This window comes from Arthrobacter sp. Ms25 (assembly GCF_059090365.1).
Genome location: NZ_JBNHFP010000001.1, coordinates 1 through 15,852, shown reverse-complemented (window position 1 = coordinate 15,852; position 15,852 = coordinate 1). Strand labels below are relative to the sequence as shown.

Sequence of the window (15,852 nt, the reverse complement as noted above, 5' to 3'; positions counted from 1 at the left end):
CAGTACGCATATGAGCCAGCTCATGTATACACTGACGGGTAACGTGACGCAGGTATCAGTCGTGAGGAGGCGCACCATGCGGGCCAGTGACCGCGCGTACGCTGCCCTGCGGCAGGACATCGTGGAGTGGCGGCTCCCGCCCGGCACGGTGCTGGGCGAGGTGGAGCAATCTGCGCGGCTGGGTATTTCCCGCACGCCCCTGCGTGAAGCACTCAGCCGGTTGGCCGCCGACGGCCTGGCCGCCCCGCACAGCGGACGCGGCGTCGTCGTCACCGGTATTTCCCTCGACACCGTGGCCGAGCTCTTTGAGCTCAGGCAGGCCCTGGAATGCAAGAGCGCGGCGTTGGCCGCGGTACGCGGACAAGCGGCGGTGTTCCGTTCGCTGGCATCCCGGTTCCGCGCCGCGGGGGAACTGATCGGAACGTCCGGAACGGATTCGGACCGCACCGGCTACTACCAGCTGGTGGCTGAACTCGACGCCGCCATCGACACCGCCGCCGCGAACTCCTACCTCACCCAGGCCCTGGCCAACGTCCGCCTGCATCTGGCCCGCGTGCGGCGCCTGGCCAAGGACAACCCCGAACGGCTGCGGGAAACCGCCGGCGAGCATGCCACCATTGCCGCCGCCGTTGCCTCCGGGGACCCGGACCTGGCCGGTGCCTCCGTTTCGGTCCACCTGCACAAAAGCCTTGAACATCTTCGGTCCGCCCGGACCGGTTCCCCTGAGATCACCACCCCTGAGATAAGGACACACCGTGAACCTGCATAAAGTGCGCGTCTACCGCAGCGATGAGAAGCTGGCCCGCGAGGACCAGCTGGCCTACAAAATCGCCAAGGTGGCCGCCGATCCCGTGGACGTCACCGACGACGTCACGGACATGGTCATCAACCGCATCATCGACAACGCCTCCGTGGCCGTCGCCTCCCTGAACCGCGGTCCCATCGTTGCCGCCCGCGCCCAGGCACTGTCCTTCTCCCCCTCTGCCCACGGCAAGGGCGCGTCGGTCTTCGGCGTGCTGGCCAAGACCAGCCCGGAGTGGGCCGCCTGGGCCAACGGCGTGGCCGTGCGCGAACTGGACTACCACGACACCTTCCTGGCTGCGGAGTATTCCCACCCCGGCGACAACATTCCCCCGGTCCTCGCCGTCGCGCAGCACACCGGAGCCTCCGGCAAGGACCTGATCCGCGGCATCGCCACCGGCTACGAGATCCAGGTCAACCTGGCCAAGGCCATCTGCCTGCATAAGCACAAGATCGACCACGTGGCCCACCTCGGCCCGTCCGCCGCCGCCGGCATCGGCACCCTGCTGGGGCTCGACGTCGACACCATCTTCCAGGCAGTGGGCCAGGCGCTGCACACCACCACCGCCACCCGGCAGTCCCGCAAGGGCGAAATCTCCACCTGGAAGGCACACGCCCCCGCGTTCGCCGGCAAGATGGCGGTCGAGGCCGTGGACCGGGCCATGCGCGGCCAGTCCTCCCCCACCCCCATCTATGAGGGTGAAGACGGCGTCATCGCCTGGCTCCTGGACGGCCCGAATGCCGCCTATGAAGTGCCGCTGCCCGAAGACGGCGAAGCCAAGCGCGCCATCCTGGACACCTACACCAAGGAACACTCCGCCGAGTACCAGGCGCAGGCCTGGATCGACCTGGCCCGCAAGATCCATGCCGAGCACCCGGAGGCAGCGGACGCGGCCAACGTGGAAAGCGTCCTGATCGCCACCTCGCACCACACCCACTACGTGATCGGCTCCGGCGCCAACGATCCGCAGAAGTACGATCCCACCGCCTCGCGCGAAACCCTGGACCACTCGATCCCGTACATCTTCACCGTTGCCCTCCAGGACGGCGCCTGGCACCACGTGGACTCCTACTCCCCCGAACGCGCCGGCCGGCCGGACACCGTTGCGCTGTGGCAGAAGGTCACCACCGTCGAGGATCCGGAATGGACCCGCCGCTACCACTCGCTGGACATCAGCGAAAAGGCCTTCGGCGGCAAGGTCACCATCGTGCTCACCGACGGCACCGTCATCACCGACGAAATCGCCGTTGCCGACGCCCACCCGCTGGGCGCCAAGCCGTTCACCCGCGAGCAGTACATCACCAAGTTCCGCACCCTAGCCGAGGGCCTGGTCGCCGAAGAGGAAATCGACCGCTTCCTGGCCACCGTCCAGCGCCTGCCCGAACTGGGTGCCGGCGAACTGGACCAGCTGAACATCACCGCCGCCGACGGCGTCATCAACCCCGCCGCTGCACCGAAGGGACTCTTCTAAATGCTGTACTCCTCCGTCACCCCCGAGGCCAAGCGGATTGCCTTCCGCGAAGGCCTGGCCTCCGGCACGCTCCAGCAGTTCCCGGGCGCCTTCAACCCGCTCTCGGCCCGCCTGATTGAAGAAAAAAACTTCGACGGCGTCTACATCTCCGGTGCCGTCCTGGCCAATGACCTGGGCCTGCCGGACATCGGACTGACGACCCTCACCGAGGTGGCCACCCGTGCCGGGCAGATCGCCCGGATGACGGACCTCCCCGCCATCGTCGACGCCGACACCGGCTTCGGCGAGCCCATGAACGTGGCACGCACTATCCAGGAGCTGGAGAACGCCGGCCTGGCCGGCTGCCATATCGAGGACCAGTTCAACCCCAAGCGCTGCGGCCACCTGGACGGCAAGAACGTGGTGGACACCGAAACCGCAGTCAAGCGCATCCGCGCCGCCGCCGATGCACGCCGGGACCCGAACTTCCTGATCATGGCCCGCACCGACATCCGCGCCGTGGACGGCCTCGAGGCGGCGCAGGACCGCGCACGGGCGCTGGTCGACGCCGGCGCCGACGCCATCTTCCCCGAGGCGATGAAGTCCCTGGAGGAGTTCGCCGCCATCCGCGCCGCCGTCGACGTGCCGATCCTGGCCAACATGACCGAGTTCGGCAAGAGCGACCTGTTCACCTACGAGGAGCTCTCCTCCGTGGGCGTGAACATGGCGATCTACCCGGTCACCCTGCTGCGCAGCGCCATGGGTGCTGCCGAGCGCACTTTGGAAACCATCAAGGCGCACGGCACGCAGGAGACCGATGTGCCCAACATGCTCACACGTGCACGTTTGTACGATCTGGTGGATTATGAGGCGTACAACCAGTTCGACACGTCCGTCTTCAACTTCCAGGTTCCGGGCACCCGCTAGGACCGGCACTGCTTTACCGCACGACGAAGGAGTCAGCAGCAATGACAGATACCCAGATCCACAAGGGCCTGGCGGGGGTACTCGTAGACACCACCCGCATTTCCAAGGTCAACCCGGAAACCAATTCCCTGCTCTACCGCGGCTATCCCGTCCAGGAACTCGCCGCCCGGTGCAGCTTCGAGGAAGTGGCGTACCTGCTGTGGAACGGCGAGCTTCCCACCGAGGGGCAGCTGGCCGAATTCACCGACGGGGAGCGCAGCCAGCGCGCCCTCACCCCCGAGCTGAAGGCCGTCATCGACGCGCTGCCCGTGACCTGCCACCCGATGGATGTCTGCCGTACCGCAGCTTCGGTCCTGGGCGCGTCACATGAGCAGGCCGGGGATTCCTCCGTCCAGGCGAACATGGACAAGGCCGTGGGCCTCTTCGCGGCGATGCCCGCCGTCGTCGCCTATGACCAGCGCCGCCGCCGCGGCGAGGATGTCGTGGAACCGCGCGACGACCTGGACTACTCGGCGAACTTCCTCTGGATGACCTTCGGCGAGGAAGCCGCCCCCGAGGTGGTGGAGGCCTTCAACGTCTCGATGATCCTGTACGCCGAGCACTCCTTCAACGCGTCCACCTTCACCGCCCGCGTCATCACCTCCACGCTGTCGGACCTGCATTCGGCCGTGACCGGTGCCATCGGCGCCCTCAAGGGCCCGCTGCACGGCGGCGCGAACGAAGCCGTCATGCACACGTTCGCGGAGATCACCGAGAGCGCGTCCGACGGCGACGTCGCGGCCCACGCCGCGGCCTGGCTGGATGAAGCGCTGGCGGAAAAGAAGAAGATCATGGGCTTCGGCCACCGGGTCTACAAGAACGGCGACTCCCGGGTGCCGACCATGAAGGCCGCACTGGACAACATGGTCAAGTACTACGACCGTCCGGATATGGGCGAGCTCTACACGGCGCTGGAATCGGCCATGGGCGAGCGCAAGAACATCCTGCCGAACCTGGACTACCCGGCCGGACCCGTGTACCACCTGATGGGCTTTGACACCCTGACGTTCACGCCGCTGTTCGTAGCTGCGCGGATCACCGGATGGACGGCGCACATCATGGAGCAGCTCGAAGCCAACTCCCTGATCCGGCCGCTCAGCGAGTACAACGGGGCCGAGGAGCGTCACCTGCCGTAACCCTTTATGCCGGACCCGAGGGGCCAGCTCCCGGGCCCCGGAACGGCGGCAACGAAATTCCCCGCTCGCAGAGCTCGCAGGGAATATTAAAGCCGCCTTATCCGGGGCCCCTATGCGTCCACGGCACCCTCGTCTGGCGGCCCTTCGGGGGCCCGCTCTCTCCCGGAGCCGCACCCGATCGCGCGGCTTGATAAGTCCGGGCTAGGAAAATTCGATGCCTGCCACGTTGACGTTATCGTCGGAGATAGTGACGACCGCGTTGAAATATTCGCCGGCGAGGAGGCGGGGCATCCAGAGGGCCGAATCGGGCCACATCCTGGCGTAGGGCATCCCCCCGGCCGGATACCAGGCCGGAAGGATCTCATCGGTCTCCGCCGGTTCGCCGTCCCAGCGGTGTGCCCGGAACAGGATGGTGGACATGTCCAGGTTTGGTTGGGCCGGAAAGATCCACTCGATGGTGCCTGCACGCTCCAGGTCCGCCTCACGGACGGCGACGCCGGATTCCTCCTCCACCTCGCGCACGGCGGCCTGCTCCGGAGTCTCCCCCGCCTCGATATGGCCGCCCAGGGTGACCACGCGGCCAAGACCGAAGCCAGTCTTCTTCAACCCCATCAGCACCTGCCGGCCGTCCGGCGCCTCCCGGAACAGGAAGCACAGGACCACCGGGGACGCACGGAATTCCACTACAGCGCCCGCGGGTGCGCCGCTGCGTAGACTTCGCGCAGTGTTTCCGCCGTGACCAGTGTGTAGACCTGCGTGGTGGTGACCGAGGCGTGGCCCAGCAGCTCCTGCACCACACGGACGTCCGCCCCGCCTTCGAGCAGGTGCGTGGCGAAGGAATGCCGCAGGGTATGCGGAGAAACATCCCGGCCGATGTCCGCTTTCTCGGCGGCGTTCTTCAAGATGGTCCACGCACTCTGCCGGGACAACCGTCCGCCGCGGGCGTTCAGGAACAGGGCAGGTGTGCCCTTGCCCTTGACCGAGGCCGCCGGACGGCCGCGGACCAGGTACTCGTCCAGGGCACGGGCAGCGTAGGACCCCAGAGGAACCAGCCGCTCCTTGGAGCCCTTACCGAACAGCCGCACCACGTCCGGCCCCTTGGCCGGGATACGTTCCAGGGACAGGTCATCCACATCGAGGCCCACGGCCTCACTGATGCGCGCCCCGGTGGAGTAGAGGAACTCCAGCAGGGCGCGGTCCCGCAGCCCCGAAGGCGTATCGAGCGACACGGCTTCCAGGATGCGGGTGACTTCGTTAACGGTGATCGCCTTGGGCAGGCGTTTGCCGGGCATGGGTGGATGGACGTCCGACGCCGGATCGGCCGCCGTCATCCCTTCGAGCGCCCAGAAACGGTGCAGTCCGCGTACGGCGACGATCGTGCGGGCAGCCGAGCGCACACTCAGGGCGGACGCGCCGTCGGACCCTTCGGAAATCGACTGCGCGAACGCTGTCACGTCGTGGCGGGTAATGCGGGAGATGTCCTCCACGCCGCGGGCACTCAGGAAGCGGGCATAGCGCAGGAGGTCCCGGCGGTAGGCATCGAGGGTGTTGAACGCCAGCCCGCGTTCCACGGCCATATGCTGCAGATAGCTGCCGATGGCCCGGCCGGCCGGGGTGGAGCGCAGTTCGTCTGCAGCAGACTGCACTGCCGCGGCACGGGTCCGGGCCGGTGCCGCCGCCTTGGGCGCAGGCTTAGCCGCCGGCTCGGCAGCCGTGCTCTGCTCCGGTGCCGTACTTTGCTCCGGTGCCGGCGCGGGGGGCGGCTGCATCGAACCGGTCCGGTCAAGTTCCGCCAGATCGGCATCCCGCAGCCGTCGGGCTTCTTCGGATTCCAGATCCAGTTTCAGGGTGGGATTCAGGGAGGCGGGCAGCTGAATGGCAATGGTGTCGTTATTCGGAGGGCCCGCATCAGCGTCAGCGCTGGGCATCGGTTGTTCCTAGCGCACCGGGCCGTTGGCCCAGGAGGAATGCTGCGAATGGTGTTCCGGCCACGGTGCATCGGCCGGACGCAGGTCGCGGAAACCGTTGCCGCGGGCGACGGCGGCGGCCAGGACGGCAGCCACGGCGGACGGGCTGTGCATCCGTCCCTGCAGGGCGGCCTGCACGGCCTCGTCCAAATCCACCCATTCGACCTTGATTTCGGCTTCTTCGTGGGTGCGGGTGTGCCGCTGTGCCTCAGGCACCTCGGAGATGCCCCGGGCCAGGTAAATGCGGAGGGCTTCGCGGGAGGAACCGGGCGAGAGGAACAGATCCGTCAGGACCTGCCACTCTTCGGCAACCAGGTCGGCTTCCTCTGCCAGTTCACGGGCGGCGCCGACCTGGAAGTCTTCGCCCTCCACGTCCAGCAGTCCGGCCGGAATTTCCCACAGGGTCATCCGGACCGGATGCCGGTACTGGTTGATCAGCAACACCTGCCCGGCGTCGTTCATGGCCAGGATGGCCACCGCGCCGGGGTGGGCAATGTAGTCACGGACCAGGGGTTCGCCGTCGTCGGTCAGGGTGAACTTCTCCTTGACCACGTCCCACACCGGACCGCTGTACACCGTTTCCGATTCCAGCAGCGGGCGCGGGCTTTGTGCATCGGCGAACCCCTGTGCCATGGCTAGGCCTTGCCGCTCTGGTGGGCCAGGGCAGCCTTGACGAGTCCGGCGAACAGCGGGTGCGGACGCGTCGGGCGGGAGCTGAGCTCCGGGTGTGCCTGGGTGGACACGTAGTACGGGTGCACGTCGGCAGGAAGCTCGACGAACTCCACCAGGCCGCCGTCGGTGGTGGTTCCGGAGAACACCAGGCCGGCGTCGGCAATCTGGTCGCGGTACTGGTTGTTGACCTCGTAGCGGTGGCGGTGGCGTTCGGCCACCTCCGTCTTGCCGTAGGTCTTGGCGACCACGGATTCCGGTTCCAGCTTCGCGTCCCACAGGCCCAGGCGCATGGTGCCGCCCATGTCGCCGCCGCCGGCAACGATGTCCTTCTGCTCGGCCATGGTGGCAATCACCGGGTACTGGGTATCCGGTTCGAACTCGGAGGAGGAAGCACCCTCAAGGCCCACCACGTTGCGGGCGTACTCGATGACCATGCACTGCAGGCCAAGGCACAGGCCCAGCGTCGGAAGCTTGTTTTCCCGTGCGTAGGTCAGGGCGCCGAGCTTGCCCTCGAGGCCGCGGATGCCGAAGCCGCCGGGCACGCAGATGGCATCCGCTCCGGCCAGGGCCTTGGCTGCGCCCTCGGGGGTGTCGCAGTCATCCGAGGGAACCCAGCGGATGTTGACCTTGGCCTTGTTGGCGAAGCCGCCGGCACGCAGGGCTTCGGTCACCGAGAGGTAGGCATCCGGCAGGTCCACGTACTTGCCCACGAGGGCGATGTCCACGTGGTGCTTCGGGTTGTGCACGGACTCGAGCAGGCGGTCCCACTTGGTCCAGTTGACGTCCTTGAACTTCAGGTCCAGGTGCTGGACGATGTACGCGTCCAGGCCCTGGGAGTGAAGGGTCTTGGGGATGTCGTAGATGCTCGGGGCGTCCGGGCAGCCGATGACGGCATCAACGTCGACGTCGCACATGCGGCCGATCTTGTTGCGCATGGCATCGGGCACGGGGCGGTCCGAGCGGATGACGATGGCGTCCGGCTGGATGCCGATGGACCGCAGGGCGGCCACGGAGTGCTGGGTCGGCTTGGTCTTCAGTTCCTGGGACGGGCCGATGTACGGCACGAGGGAAACATGCAGGAAGAAGACGTTGCTCCGGCCGATGTCCTGGCGGACCTGGCGGGCTGCCTCAAGGAAGGGCTGGGACTCGATGTCGCCTACCGTGCCGCCGATTTCGGTGATGATGACATCGGGGGTCTTCTTCGCCTCGGAGGGCAGGCGCATCCGGCGCTTGATCTCGTCGGTGATGTGCGGAATGACCTGGACCGTGTCGCCGAGGTACTCGCCGCGGCGTTCCTTGGCGATAACCGTGGAGTACACCTGGCCGGTGGTCACGTTGGCGGAGCCGTCGAGGCTCTCGTCAAGGAACCGCTCGTAGTGTCCGATGTCGAGGTCGGTCTCGGCGCCGTCGTCGGTGACGAAGACTTCGCCGTGCTGGAAGGGATTCATTGTGCCCGGATCCACATTCAAATACGGATCGAGCTTCTGCATGGTCACCGCAATGCCGCGCGACCTCAACAGATGGCCGAGACTTGACGCTGTCAGCCCCTTACCGAGTGAGGACGCCACGCCACCGGTGACGAAGATGTGTTTGGTCGTAGAAGACGACTTGGGAAACCTGGAATTTGATCGCTGCACCACGGAGTTCGAGCCTATCACCTTTTGTCGTTTCGGGTGGAACCTGTCTCTTGGTCTTGGGACGTCATTGAAGGTGTCCCGCCGATTCCAGCAGTTCCTCGGCGTGGGCACGGGCCGACGCCGAGTCTTCCTGCCCGGCAAGCATCCGGGCGAGTTCCTTGATCCGCTCCTCCTGGCCCAGCACCCGGACGTCGCTGGCGGTCACGCCGGAACCGTCGTCGGCTGCCGTGGAGGTTTTGATGACGCGGATGTGGTGGTCGGCGAAGGCCGCCACCTGCGGCAGGTGGGTCACCACGATCACCTGCACGTGCTTGGCCAGCATGGCCAGCCGGCGCCCGATTTCCACTGCGGCCTTGCCGCCGACGCCCGCGTCCACTTCGTCGAAAATGAACGTGGGGACAGGGTCCACCGCGGCCAGGACCACTTCGATCGCCAGCATTACGCGGGAGAGTTCACCGCCGGAGGCACCCTTGCCCAGCGGGCGGGCGGGCGCGCCGGGGTGGGGTGCCAGCAGGAAGGAAATGCTGTCGGCACCGTGCGGTCCCGGCTCCCCCGCGGGTTCCACCTCGATCACCAGGTTGGCGTCCTTCATGGCCAGCGCCGTCAGTTCATCACTAACGCGCTGGGCGAGTTCCGCTGCCGCTTCTGTGCGCAGCTTGGTCAGGGCCGCTCCGCGGGTTGCCAGGCGTTCGCCGAGGGCACTGATCTCCGCTTCCAGTGCTTCGATCCGGGAATCGTCGGAGCTGAGCTCCGCCAGCCGTTTGGCGCTTTCGCCGCTCCACTCCAGGACCCCGTCGATCGACGGCGCGTACTTGCGGACCAGGCCGGCCAGATCCGCCCGCCGGGATTCCACCTCGGCCAGCCGTTCCGGCCCTTCGGTATCCAGCGAGGCCGCATAGCTGGCAAGCTCCGTGGCGATGTCTGCGAGGATGTACCCCACCTCCGCCAGCCGTTGTCCGGACGCGGCAAGCGCCGGATCATGCTCCCCCGCTGTTTCCAGCTGGCGTTTCGCCGCGTCCACCAGCGAGGTGGCATCCCCGCCGTCGGCAAAGTCGTCTGCAATCAGGGCCGCGTGGGCGCTGACGGCAGCGGTACGCAGTTCCTCGAGGTTGCTCAGACGCATGGCTTCGGCCTTGAGCGAATCGTCTTCGCCCGGCTGCGGATCCACCGCCTCGATTTCCTCCAGGGCGGCCGTCAGGTATTCGGCTTCCCGCAGCCGGTCCCGCGCCTGGTCCCGCAGGTCGGCGAGTTCCTTCGCCGCGGCACGCCAGCGGGCATAGTCCTCCCGGTAGGTGCCCAGTTCGGCGGCAAGCGGCGCTCCTGCGTATTTGTCCAGCGCCTCACGCTGGGCCGCAGCGCTTTTCAGCCGCAGCTGGTCGGTCTGGCCATGGACCACCACCAGGTGCTCACCCACTTCCGCCAGTACACCGACGGGCGCCGAGCGTCCGCCGACGTGTGCACGGCTGCGGCCGTCAGCATTGACTGTTCGGACGAGTGTCAGTTCAGCAGAGCCGTCGTACTCCTCGAGTTCGGCTCCGGCTTCGGCTGCGCGCACGGCCGCAGCGCTCTGCGGATCCACGTGGACGAGCGCCTCGGCGACGGCGGACTTGGCACCTATGCGGACGGCACCGGCGTCGGACCGTGCCCCCAGGAGCAGCCCAAGGGCGGTGATCACCATGGTCTTGCCTGCGCCGGTCTCACCGGTCACCACGGTGAAGCCGGGTCCAAGGTCCAGGGTGGCGTCGGTAATGACACCGAGGTCCCTGATCCGGATTTCCTCAATCATTCGACCAAGCCTCCACTGTCCGAAACTGCTGCGCCCCTGGCTTTCGGGCTGTTCTTTGCTGCGCTGCTGCCGTCCGGGTTCCTGCCCAGGACTGCGGGTTTGACTGCAGGGCTGAGCTGGGTTCCGGGGGCCGCCGCCGGCGCCGGGCCGCGCCAGCCGTGGGTGGGCAGCTGGAACTTACGGACCAGCCGCTCGGAGAAGGGGGTGGTGTGGGTGCGGGCCAGGCGCACCGGTGTCTGGGAACGGGTCACCTCCACGCGGGATCCCGGCGGCAGGTCAATACTGCGCCGGCCGTCGCACCAGAGCACGCCCGAGGCGTCGGTACGGGTCAGGATCTCCACAGCCAGCACGGACGTCGGGGAAACCACCAGAGGCTTGGCAAACAATGCATGGGCACTGATGGGCGCCAGCAGCAGCGCCTCGACCTCGGGCCAGACCACCGGGCCGCCCGCGGAGAACGCGTACGCGGTGGAGCCGGTCGGGGTGGCCAGCACGACGCCATCGCATCCGAAGGAGCTGATGGGCCGGGCATCCACTTCGATGACCACTTCGAGCATGCGCTGGCGGTCGGCCTTCTCCACGGCTGCCTCGTTCAGCGCCCAGGTGCGGGCCAGCAGTTCCCCGCCGTGCCAGACCAGGACATCAATGGTCATCCGTTCTTCCACGGTGTAGGCACGCTCCACCACCCAGTGGACGGTCTGCGCCAGGTCCGCGCGTTCACTTTCGGCCAGGAAGCCCACGTGGCCCAGGTTGACGCCGAGCAGCGGGACATTGGTGCCGCGCACCAGTTCTGCTGCCCGCAGGATGGTTCCGTCGCCGCCGAGCACCATGCCCAGGTCCACATCGTCCAGAGCTACGTCTTCGTCGAGGATTTCTGTGGGGGCCGTGAGCACACCGTATTCGGCCTGGATGTCTTCGAGGTCGCTCCGGCGCATCACGGGAATCAGCCCGGATTCGTGGAGCTGGGTGCATGCCTCCTGGGCAGCGGTCATGGCGGCCCGCCGTCCGGTATGGGCCAGAACCAGTATCCGTCTGCTCATCTGCGTCTTCATCCTCTTCGTCTTACGGGTGGATGCCCGGGGCATTGTCCATCCGTCAGTCTTCTACGCCGGGCTTGGGCTCCGCAAACCCGGCAAAGGCTGCATCTACCAGCTCGGCCGCCGCATCAGCGGTCCGTGCGCCGTCGGGCTGTCCCGCGGCGGCTGCTCCTGCACCTGTGGAGGCAGGGATTTGTTCCGGCACCTGCAGCCACATAAAGAACTCGACATTGCCGTTCTGGCCGGGCAGTGGGCTGGGAGCGATGCCTCCGATAGCTAGTCCCGCGTCCATGGCTGCGGCGGCCACCGCCGCGACGGCCGACCGGTGCTGATCGGGATCCGTTACCACCCCGGTACGGTCCAGCCTTTCGCGGCCCACTTCGAACTGGGGCTTCACCATCAGGAGCAGGCTGCCGCCGGGACGGGTGGCAGCGGCCAGGGGGCCCACCACCATGGTGAGGGAGATGAAGGATAAATCGGCCACCGTCAGATCCACCGGGCCCCCGATGTCCTGCGGGTCCAGGTAGCGCACATTCATGCCCTCATACACGCTCACCCGCGGATCCTGCCGGAGCTGTTCCACCAGCTGGCCGTGGCCGACGTCGACGGCGGCCACGTGCTCCGCGCCGGAACGCAGCAGGACGTCCGTAAAGCCTCCGGTGGAGGCACCGGCGTCCAGGCAGCGCAGCCCGTGCGGCTGGACGGCAGGGAAAGCCGCCAGGGCGCCGGCCAGTTTGTGGCCGGCCCGGCTGACGTAGTCCGGAAGGCCGTCGTCGAGCACTTCCAGCCGGTCTTGGGCATGCACCGGGGCCGAGGGCTTGCCCGCCGCGGTCCCTGCGTGCAGCACCCTCCCGGCCGCAATGAGTTTGGCGGCCTGGGTGCGCGAACGGGCGAGTCCGCGGGTGACGAGTTCCTGGTCGAGTCGCGGCATATCTATCCTGCTCTGTGGTTCCCGGGCAGGGGAGACGGCGCCGGGGGTTGTTTATTCAGCTCAGTGAGCAGGGCATCATGCAGTTCCGCATAGACGGCTGCGTGTGCCGCCACTTGGGTGGCCTGCACCGGGCCGAGTGCTTCGAGGAGGGAGTCGACGGCGGTGTCGTCCGTGCACACGGCTGTCTGCGGCCATGTCGCCGCCGGCTGGGATTCGGACATCTGGTTTCCTCCTGCGGTTGCCTGCTGGGTGCGTGACGAGTGTGGAGACTCCTGCTTGGAAGCCTAGCCGCGTGCGGTGACAGTCCAGCGGATCTCGGGCGCCTCGGCGGAATCGACGTCCGGCCTGGCTGCCCACCAGGCGGCGCAGGCAGCGCGCCAGCTGTCCAGGTCGGAGGAATCGCCGGCAATGACCACGGTTGTGTCTTCCACCCAGGCGACGGCGGAGCCGCAGCGGTACCGTCCGGCTTCCAGCGCGGGCATCGGATACGACTCAAAGAGCCCCTGAAGGTCCGCGATAAGGTACACCGGCCGTTCCGGTGTCCGTGCGGCGAGGGCGGTCAGGGGCGTATCGACGCCGGTGAGCACGAGGGCGGTGTCAAAGCCCGCGTTGGTGCCGCCCAATATGTCTGTATCCAGCCGGTCCCCCACAACAAGCGGGCGCTGAACGTCCAGGTGGCGGGCCGCCGTCGTAAACAGAGGCGCCTCCGGCTTGCCGGCGACCAAGGGAACGCGGCCGGTGGCAGCGCCGACGGCGGCCACGAGAGTCCCGTTGCCCGGAGCGATGCCGCGGGCCTGCGGAATGGACAGATCGGTGTTCGTGGCCACCCAGACGGCCCCGCGTCCGACGGCAAAAGCCGCCTCGGCAAGGTCTGCCCAGCCCAGGGAGGGATCAAAACCCTGGATCACGGCATCAGGCGCGTCATCAGCAGAGGCAACCCGGACAAGGCCTTGCGCTTCAACTGCAGCGGCCAGGGTCGCGCTGCCGGTCACCAGGACCTTGGCGCCCGGCGGGACCTTGGAGGCCAGCAGTTCAGCCCCTGCCTGCGCGGACCCGAAGACGTTTTCCGCGGTGGCGGGTGCTCCGAGTTCGCGCAGGTGGGCAGCCACCGTCTCCGAGGAGCGCGAGGCGTTGTTGGTGACGTAGGCAAGCTGGACCGATACATCGGCCAGCCTGCCCAAGGCCTCCACGGCCCCCGGTATCGCGTGCGGTCCGGCGTACACCACGCCGTCCAGGTCGGAGAAGACCGCGTCGTAGGCGGAGACCAGTGAAGGATTAGTCGTCAATGCGCTGCTGCTCCGTCTCATCGGCGTCTTCGCGAGGGTTTTCCTCGTCATCATCGTCGTCTTCGCGAGGGTTTTCCTCGTCATCATCGTCGTCTGCGTTGAAGTCCGAAACAGTGACTTCCACGTCATCGTCGTCGTCGTGGATGTCGCTGCTCTCGGTCAGCAGGCCCTCCTGCTCGTCGCTGGGCAGCGCGTCGACGTCGTCCGCCGGCTCAAGCGTGTCCTTCGGTGCCTCTTCAGCGGGCGCAAAGTACGCGCCGGAGCGGTCCTCACGGCCCTCGGGGCGGCGCTTAGGACGTTCCTCTTCTTCGGGTACCAGGTCAAAGATCTCCGGCTCGGCGAAGTCGCCGAAGCCTAGGGCCTCGTCAGCGCGGAGCGCCTGCTTCCGCCACTTCTCCGCGTCTTCGTCGCGTCCGGCTACTTCGAGGGCGTCCGCGTAGGCACGGAACAGGCGCGGGCTGTAGGAGAACGCACGGTTACGGTCCAGCTGCGGGATTTCCAGTGCTGCTACGGCGGCGTCGAACTGGCCCATGTCCATCCGGGCGCCGGAGATTACGATGGCCAGGTCCACCTGTCCGGCGGTGTCCAGGTCCTTGGCGTCCTCCGAGCGGGCCATGTCCAGTGCCTTCTCCGGATGGCCCAGACCACGTTCGCAGTCGGCCATCATGGGCAGGTAGGCATTGGATCCGCTGATGCGGCGGTAGGTGCGGAATTCACGCAGTGCTTCGCCGAAGTGCTCGGCTGCGTAAGCGGTCAGGCCAACGGCTTCGCGGACAACAGCCATGCGGCCGCCGCGCCGGCTGGCGGCCAGGGCATGCTGGAACGCCAGTTCCGGCTCGGCGTCGATCAGGCGGCCGGCCATCACCAGGTGCTTGGCGACCCATTCGCCGTTGACTTCCTCCAGGTTGCGCAGCTGGGCGCGGGTAACCTTGTCCAGCTCCTGCCCTGTGACGTCCTCATCGATTTCCGGGGAGCGCTCACGATCGGGGCGGTTTGCGCTGCGCAGGTCCTTGGCGTTGCGCGCACGGGGTGCGGCAGGGGCGTCATCGCGGCGGAAGGACGGACGGTCGGTACCGTTCGCGGGCCGGTCGCCGCGGGGCGGGCGGCTGTTCCGCTGCGGACGATCATCGCGGGAGAACGGCTTACGCTCACTGCGGTCGCCGAACGGCTTACGCTCACTATCACGGGCCGGACGCGAATCACGGGAGAACGGCTTACGCTCACCATCACGGGCCGGACGACGGTCATCGCTCCCCCGGCTGGCGCGGTCGTTCCGTTCGGAACGATTGCTGAACGGCGGCCGGCCGTCGCTGTCACGGGCGGGACGACGGTCATCGCTGCCGTACGAAGGCTTACGATCCGAACGATCACCAAACGGCTTACGCTCACCATCACGGGCCGGACGCGAATCACGGGAGAACGGCTTACGCTCACCATCACGGGCCGGACGACGGTCATCGCTGCCGTACGAAGGCTTACGATCCGAACGATCACCAAACGGCTTACGCTCACCATCACGGGCCGGACGCGAATCACGGGAGAACGGCTTACGCTCACCATCACGGGCCGGACGACGGTCATCGCCGTCACGCGCCGGACGGCCGCCAAAGGACGGCTTGCGGTCCTTGGAATACGGCTTCCGCTCAGATGAGGCTCCACGGTCGCCAAAGGATTTCCGCTCTCCGTCCCGCGCCGGGCGGCCGCCGAAGGACGGCTTGCGGTCCTCAAAGCGCTTGGGGGCGTTGCGGTCGTTTGTGGCTGGACGGCCGCGGTCATCGCGGCGGTCTGATGAGCTACTGCCGCGGTTTCCGTCGCTGCTTCGCTGGTCCCGGTTATTGTGCTCTGACATGCTGCTGAGTTCCTCTCGTCGTGAGCCGACCAACGGAATTACTGCAGTCGCTCGTCACTATGTATCTGTAATGAAGTCTAAAAGTTGTGGGGAGGCTATCTGGCCTCCGGGTAATTCTAGTCCAGTGGGCTCCCTGGCGCCGATTCCGCCGGCCGTATCGGGGCTGGTGGGAGAGTGAGTCTGGACACCACGGCACTTCAGGGACCCGCCGACATGTCGGCTACCAGTCTTCTAGACCGGTTAAACAGGTCAGGTCCCGCACCAATGGTGCGGGACCTGACCCTCTACACAAATATTGTCCGGCGGTGACCTACTCTCCCACATCCTCCCGGA

14 protein-coding genes are annotated in these 15,852 nt (G+C 67.0%); 4 read left to right on the top strand and 10 right to left on the bottom strand.

Translation table 11 applies throughout. The annotated features are described in order from the left end of the window. Positions 1-76 precede the first annotated feature (76 nt). Genes AC5RT8_RS00070 through AC5RT8_RS00055 form a run of 4 tightly spaced genes read left to right on the top strand, consistent with a single transcriptional unit; the run spans position 77 to position 4,354 of the window. Positions 77-769, top strand: a complete 693-nt coding sequence (locus AC5RT8_RS00070) for a GntR family transcriptional regulator (protein ID WP_494093672.1) — start codon at positions 77-79, stop codon at positions 767-769. Further along, positions 756-2,273 (top strand): MmgE/PrpD family protein, encoded by a 1,518-nt coding sequence (locus tag AC5RT8_RS00065; RefSeq protein ID WP_494093671.1) that lies wholly within the window; start codon positions 756-758, stop codon positions 2,271-2,273. Before AC5RT8_RS00070 ends, AC5RT8_RS00065 begins: the two co-directional genes overlap by 14 nt. After that, positions 2,274-3,179, top strand: a complete 906-nt coding sequence (gene prpB, locus AC5RT8_RS00060) for a methylisocitrate lyase (RefSeq protein ID WP_494093670.1) — start codon at positions 2,274-2,276, stop codon at positions 3,177-3,179. It begins immediately after the preceding gene. 41 nt (positions 3,180-3,220) lie between these two features. Beyond that, the gene (locus tag AC5RT8_RS00055) at positions 3,221-4,354 is read left to right on the top strand and encodes a bifunctional 2-methylcitrate synthase/citrate synthase (RefSeq protein WP_494093669.1); all 1,134 of its coding nucleotides are present in this window, start codon (positions 3,221-3,223) and stop codon (positions 4,352-4,354) included. 201 nt (positions 4,355-4,555) lie between these two features. Here AC5RT8_RS00055 and AC5RT8_RS00050 read toward each other — a convergent pair whose 3' ends face one another. The 10 genes from AC5RT8_RS00050 to AC5RT8_RS00005 form a co-directional block, all read right to left on the bottom strand. Beyond that, on the bottom strand, positions 4,556-5,038 hold the full coding sequence (locus AC5RT8_RS00050) for an 8-oxo-dGTP diphosphatase (RefSeq protein ID WP_494093668.1): 483 nt from the start codon (positions 5,036-5,038) through the stop codon (positions 4,556-4,558). Further along, complete coding sequence (gene xerD, locus AC5RT8_RS00045; protein WP_494094503.1) at positions 5,038-6,123, bottom strand: site-specific tyrosine recombinase XerD; 1,086 nt, start codon at positions 6,121-6,123, stop codon at positions 5,038-5,040. The genes AC5RT8_RS00050 and xerD overlap by 1 nt, the downstream gene beginning before the upstream one ends. 168 nt (positions 6,124-6,291) lie before the next feature. Beyond that, on the bottom strand, positions 6,292-6,954 hold the full coding sequence (locus AC5RT8_RS00040; RefSeq protein ID WP_494093667.1) for an NUDIX domain-containing protein: 663 nt from the start codon (positions 6,952-6,954) through the stop codon (positions 6,292-6,294). A gap of 2 nt (positions 6,955-6,956) precedes the next feature. Next, positions 6,957-8,651: a CTP synthase gene (pyrG, locus tag AC5RT8_RS00035; RefSeq protein WP_308036363.1), complete on the bottom strand. Its 1,695-nt coding sequence runs from the start codon at positions 8,649-8,651 to the stop codon at positions 6,957-6,959. A 43-nt stretch (positions 8,652-8,694) separates the two neighbouring features. Next, on the bottom strand, positions 8,695-10,416 hold the full coding sequence (recN, locus tag AC5RT8_RS00030) for a DNA repair protein RecN (RefSeq protein WP_494093666.1): 1,722 nt from the start codon (positions 10,414-10,416) through the stop codon (positions 8,695-8,697). Beyond that, positions 10,413-11,456, bottom strand: coding sequence for an NAD kinase (locus AC5RT8_RS00025; RefSeq protein WP_494093665.1), 1,044 nt, complete (start codon positions 11,454-11,456; stop codon positions 10,413-10,415). Before AC5RT8_RS00025 ends, recN begins: the two co-directional genes overlap by 4 nt. Positions 11,457-11,511: 55 nt before the next feature. Beyond that, on the bottom strand, positions 11,512-12,384 hold the full coding sequence (locus AC5RT8_RS00020) for a TlyA family RNA methyltransferase (RefSeq protein ID WP_494093664.1): 873 nt from the start codon (positions 12,382-12,384) through the stop codon (positions 11,512-11,514). A gap of 2 nt (positions 12,385-12,386) precedes the next feature. Further along, positions 12,387-12,605: a hypothetical protein gene (locus AC5RT8_RS00015; RefSeq protein WP_494093663.1), complete on the bottom strand. Its 219-nt coding sequence runs from the start codon at positions 12,603-12,605 to the stop codon at positions 12,387-12,389. Positions 12,606-12,668: 63 nt separating this feature from the next. Beyond that, entirely contained in the window at positions 12,669-13,670 is a 1,002-nt protein-coding gene (locus AC5RT8_RS00010) for an HAD-IIA family hydrolase (RefSeq protein ID WP_494093662.1), read from the bottom strand. Then, the gene (locus AC5RT8_RS00005; RefSeq protein WP_494093661.1) at positions 13,660-15,519 is read right to left on the bottom strand and encodes a hypothetical protein; all 1,860 of its coding nucleotides are present in this window, start codon (positions 15,517-15,519) and stop codon (positions 13,660-13,662) included. The genes AC5RT8_RS00010 and AC5RT8_RS00005 overlap by 11 nt, the downstream gene beginning before the upstream one ends. Positions 15,520-15,852: the final 333 nt, after the last annotated feature.

Coding starts and splice junctions, on each gene's coding strand:
- AC5RT8_RS00070 (WP_494093672.1), top strand. CDS start 77: ATGCGGGCCAGTGACCGCGCGTACGCTGCCCTGCGGCAGGACATCGTG.
- prpB (WP_494093670.1), top strand. CDS start 2,274: ATGCTGTACTCCTCCGTCACCCCCGAGGCCAAGCGGATTGCCTTCCGC.
- AC5RT8_RS00055 (WP_494093669.1), top strand. CDS start 3,221: ATGACAGATACCCAGATCCACAAGGGCCTGGCGGGGGTACTCGTAGAC.
- xerD (WP_494094503.1), bottom strand. CDS start 6,123: ATGCAGCCGCCCCCCGCGCCGGCACCGGAGCAAAGTACGGCACCGGAG.
- AC5RT8_RS00040 (WP_494093667.1), bottom strand. CDS start 6,954: ATGGCACAGGGGTTCGCCGATGCACAAAGCCCGCGCCCGCTGCTGGAA.
- recN (WP_494093666.1), bottom strand. CDS start 10,416: ATGATTGAGGAAATCCGGATCAGGGACCTCGGTGTCATTACCGACGCC.
- AC5RT8_RS00025 (WP_494093665.1), bottom strand. CDS start 11,456: ATGAGCAGACGGATACTGGTTCTGGCCCATACCGGACGGCGGGCCGCC.
- AC5RT8_RS00020 (WP_494093664.1), bottom strand. CDS start 12,384: ATGCCGCGACTCGACCAGGAACTCGTCACCCGCGGACTCGCCCGTTCG.
- AC5RT8_RS00015 (WP_494093663.1), bottom strand. CDS start 12,605: ATGTCCGAATCCCAGCCGGCGGCGACATGGCCGCAGACAGCCGTGTGC.
- AC5RT8_RS00005 (WP_494093661.1), bottom strand. CDS start 15,519: ATGTCAGAGCACAATAACCGGGACCAGCGAAGCAGCGACGGAAACCGC.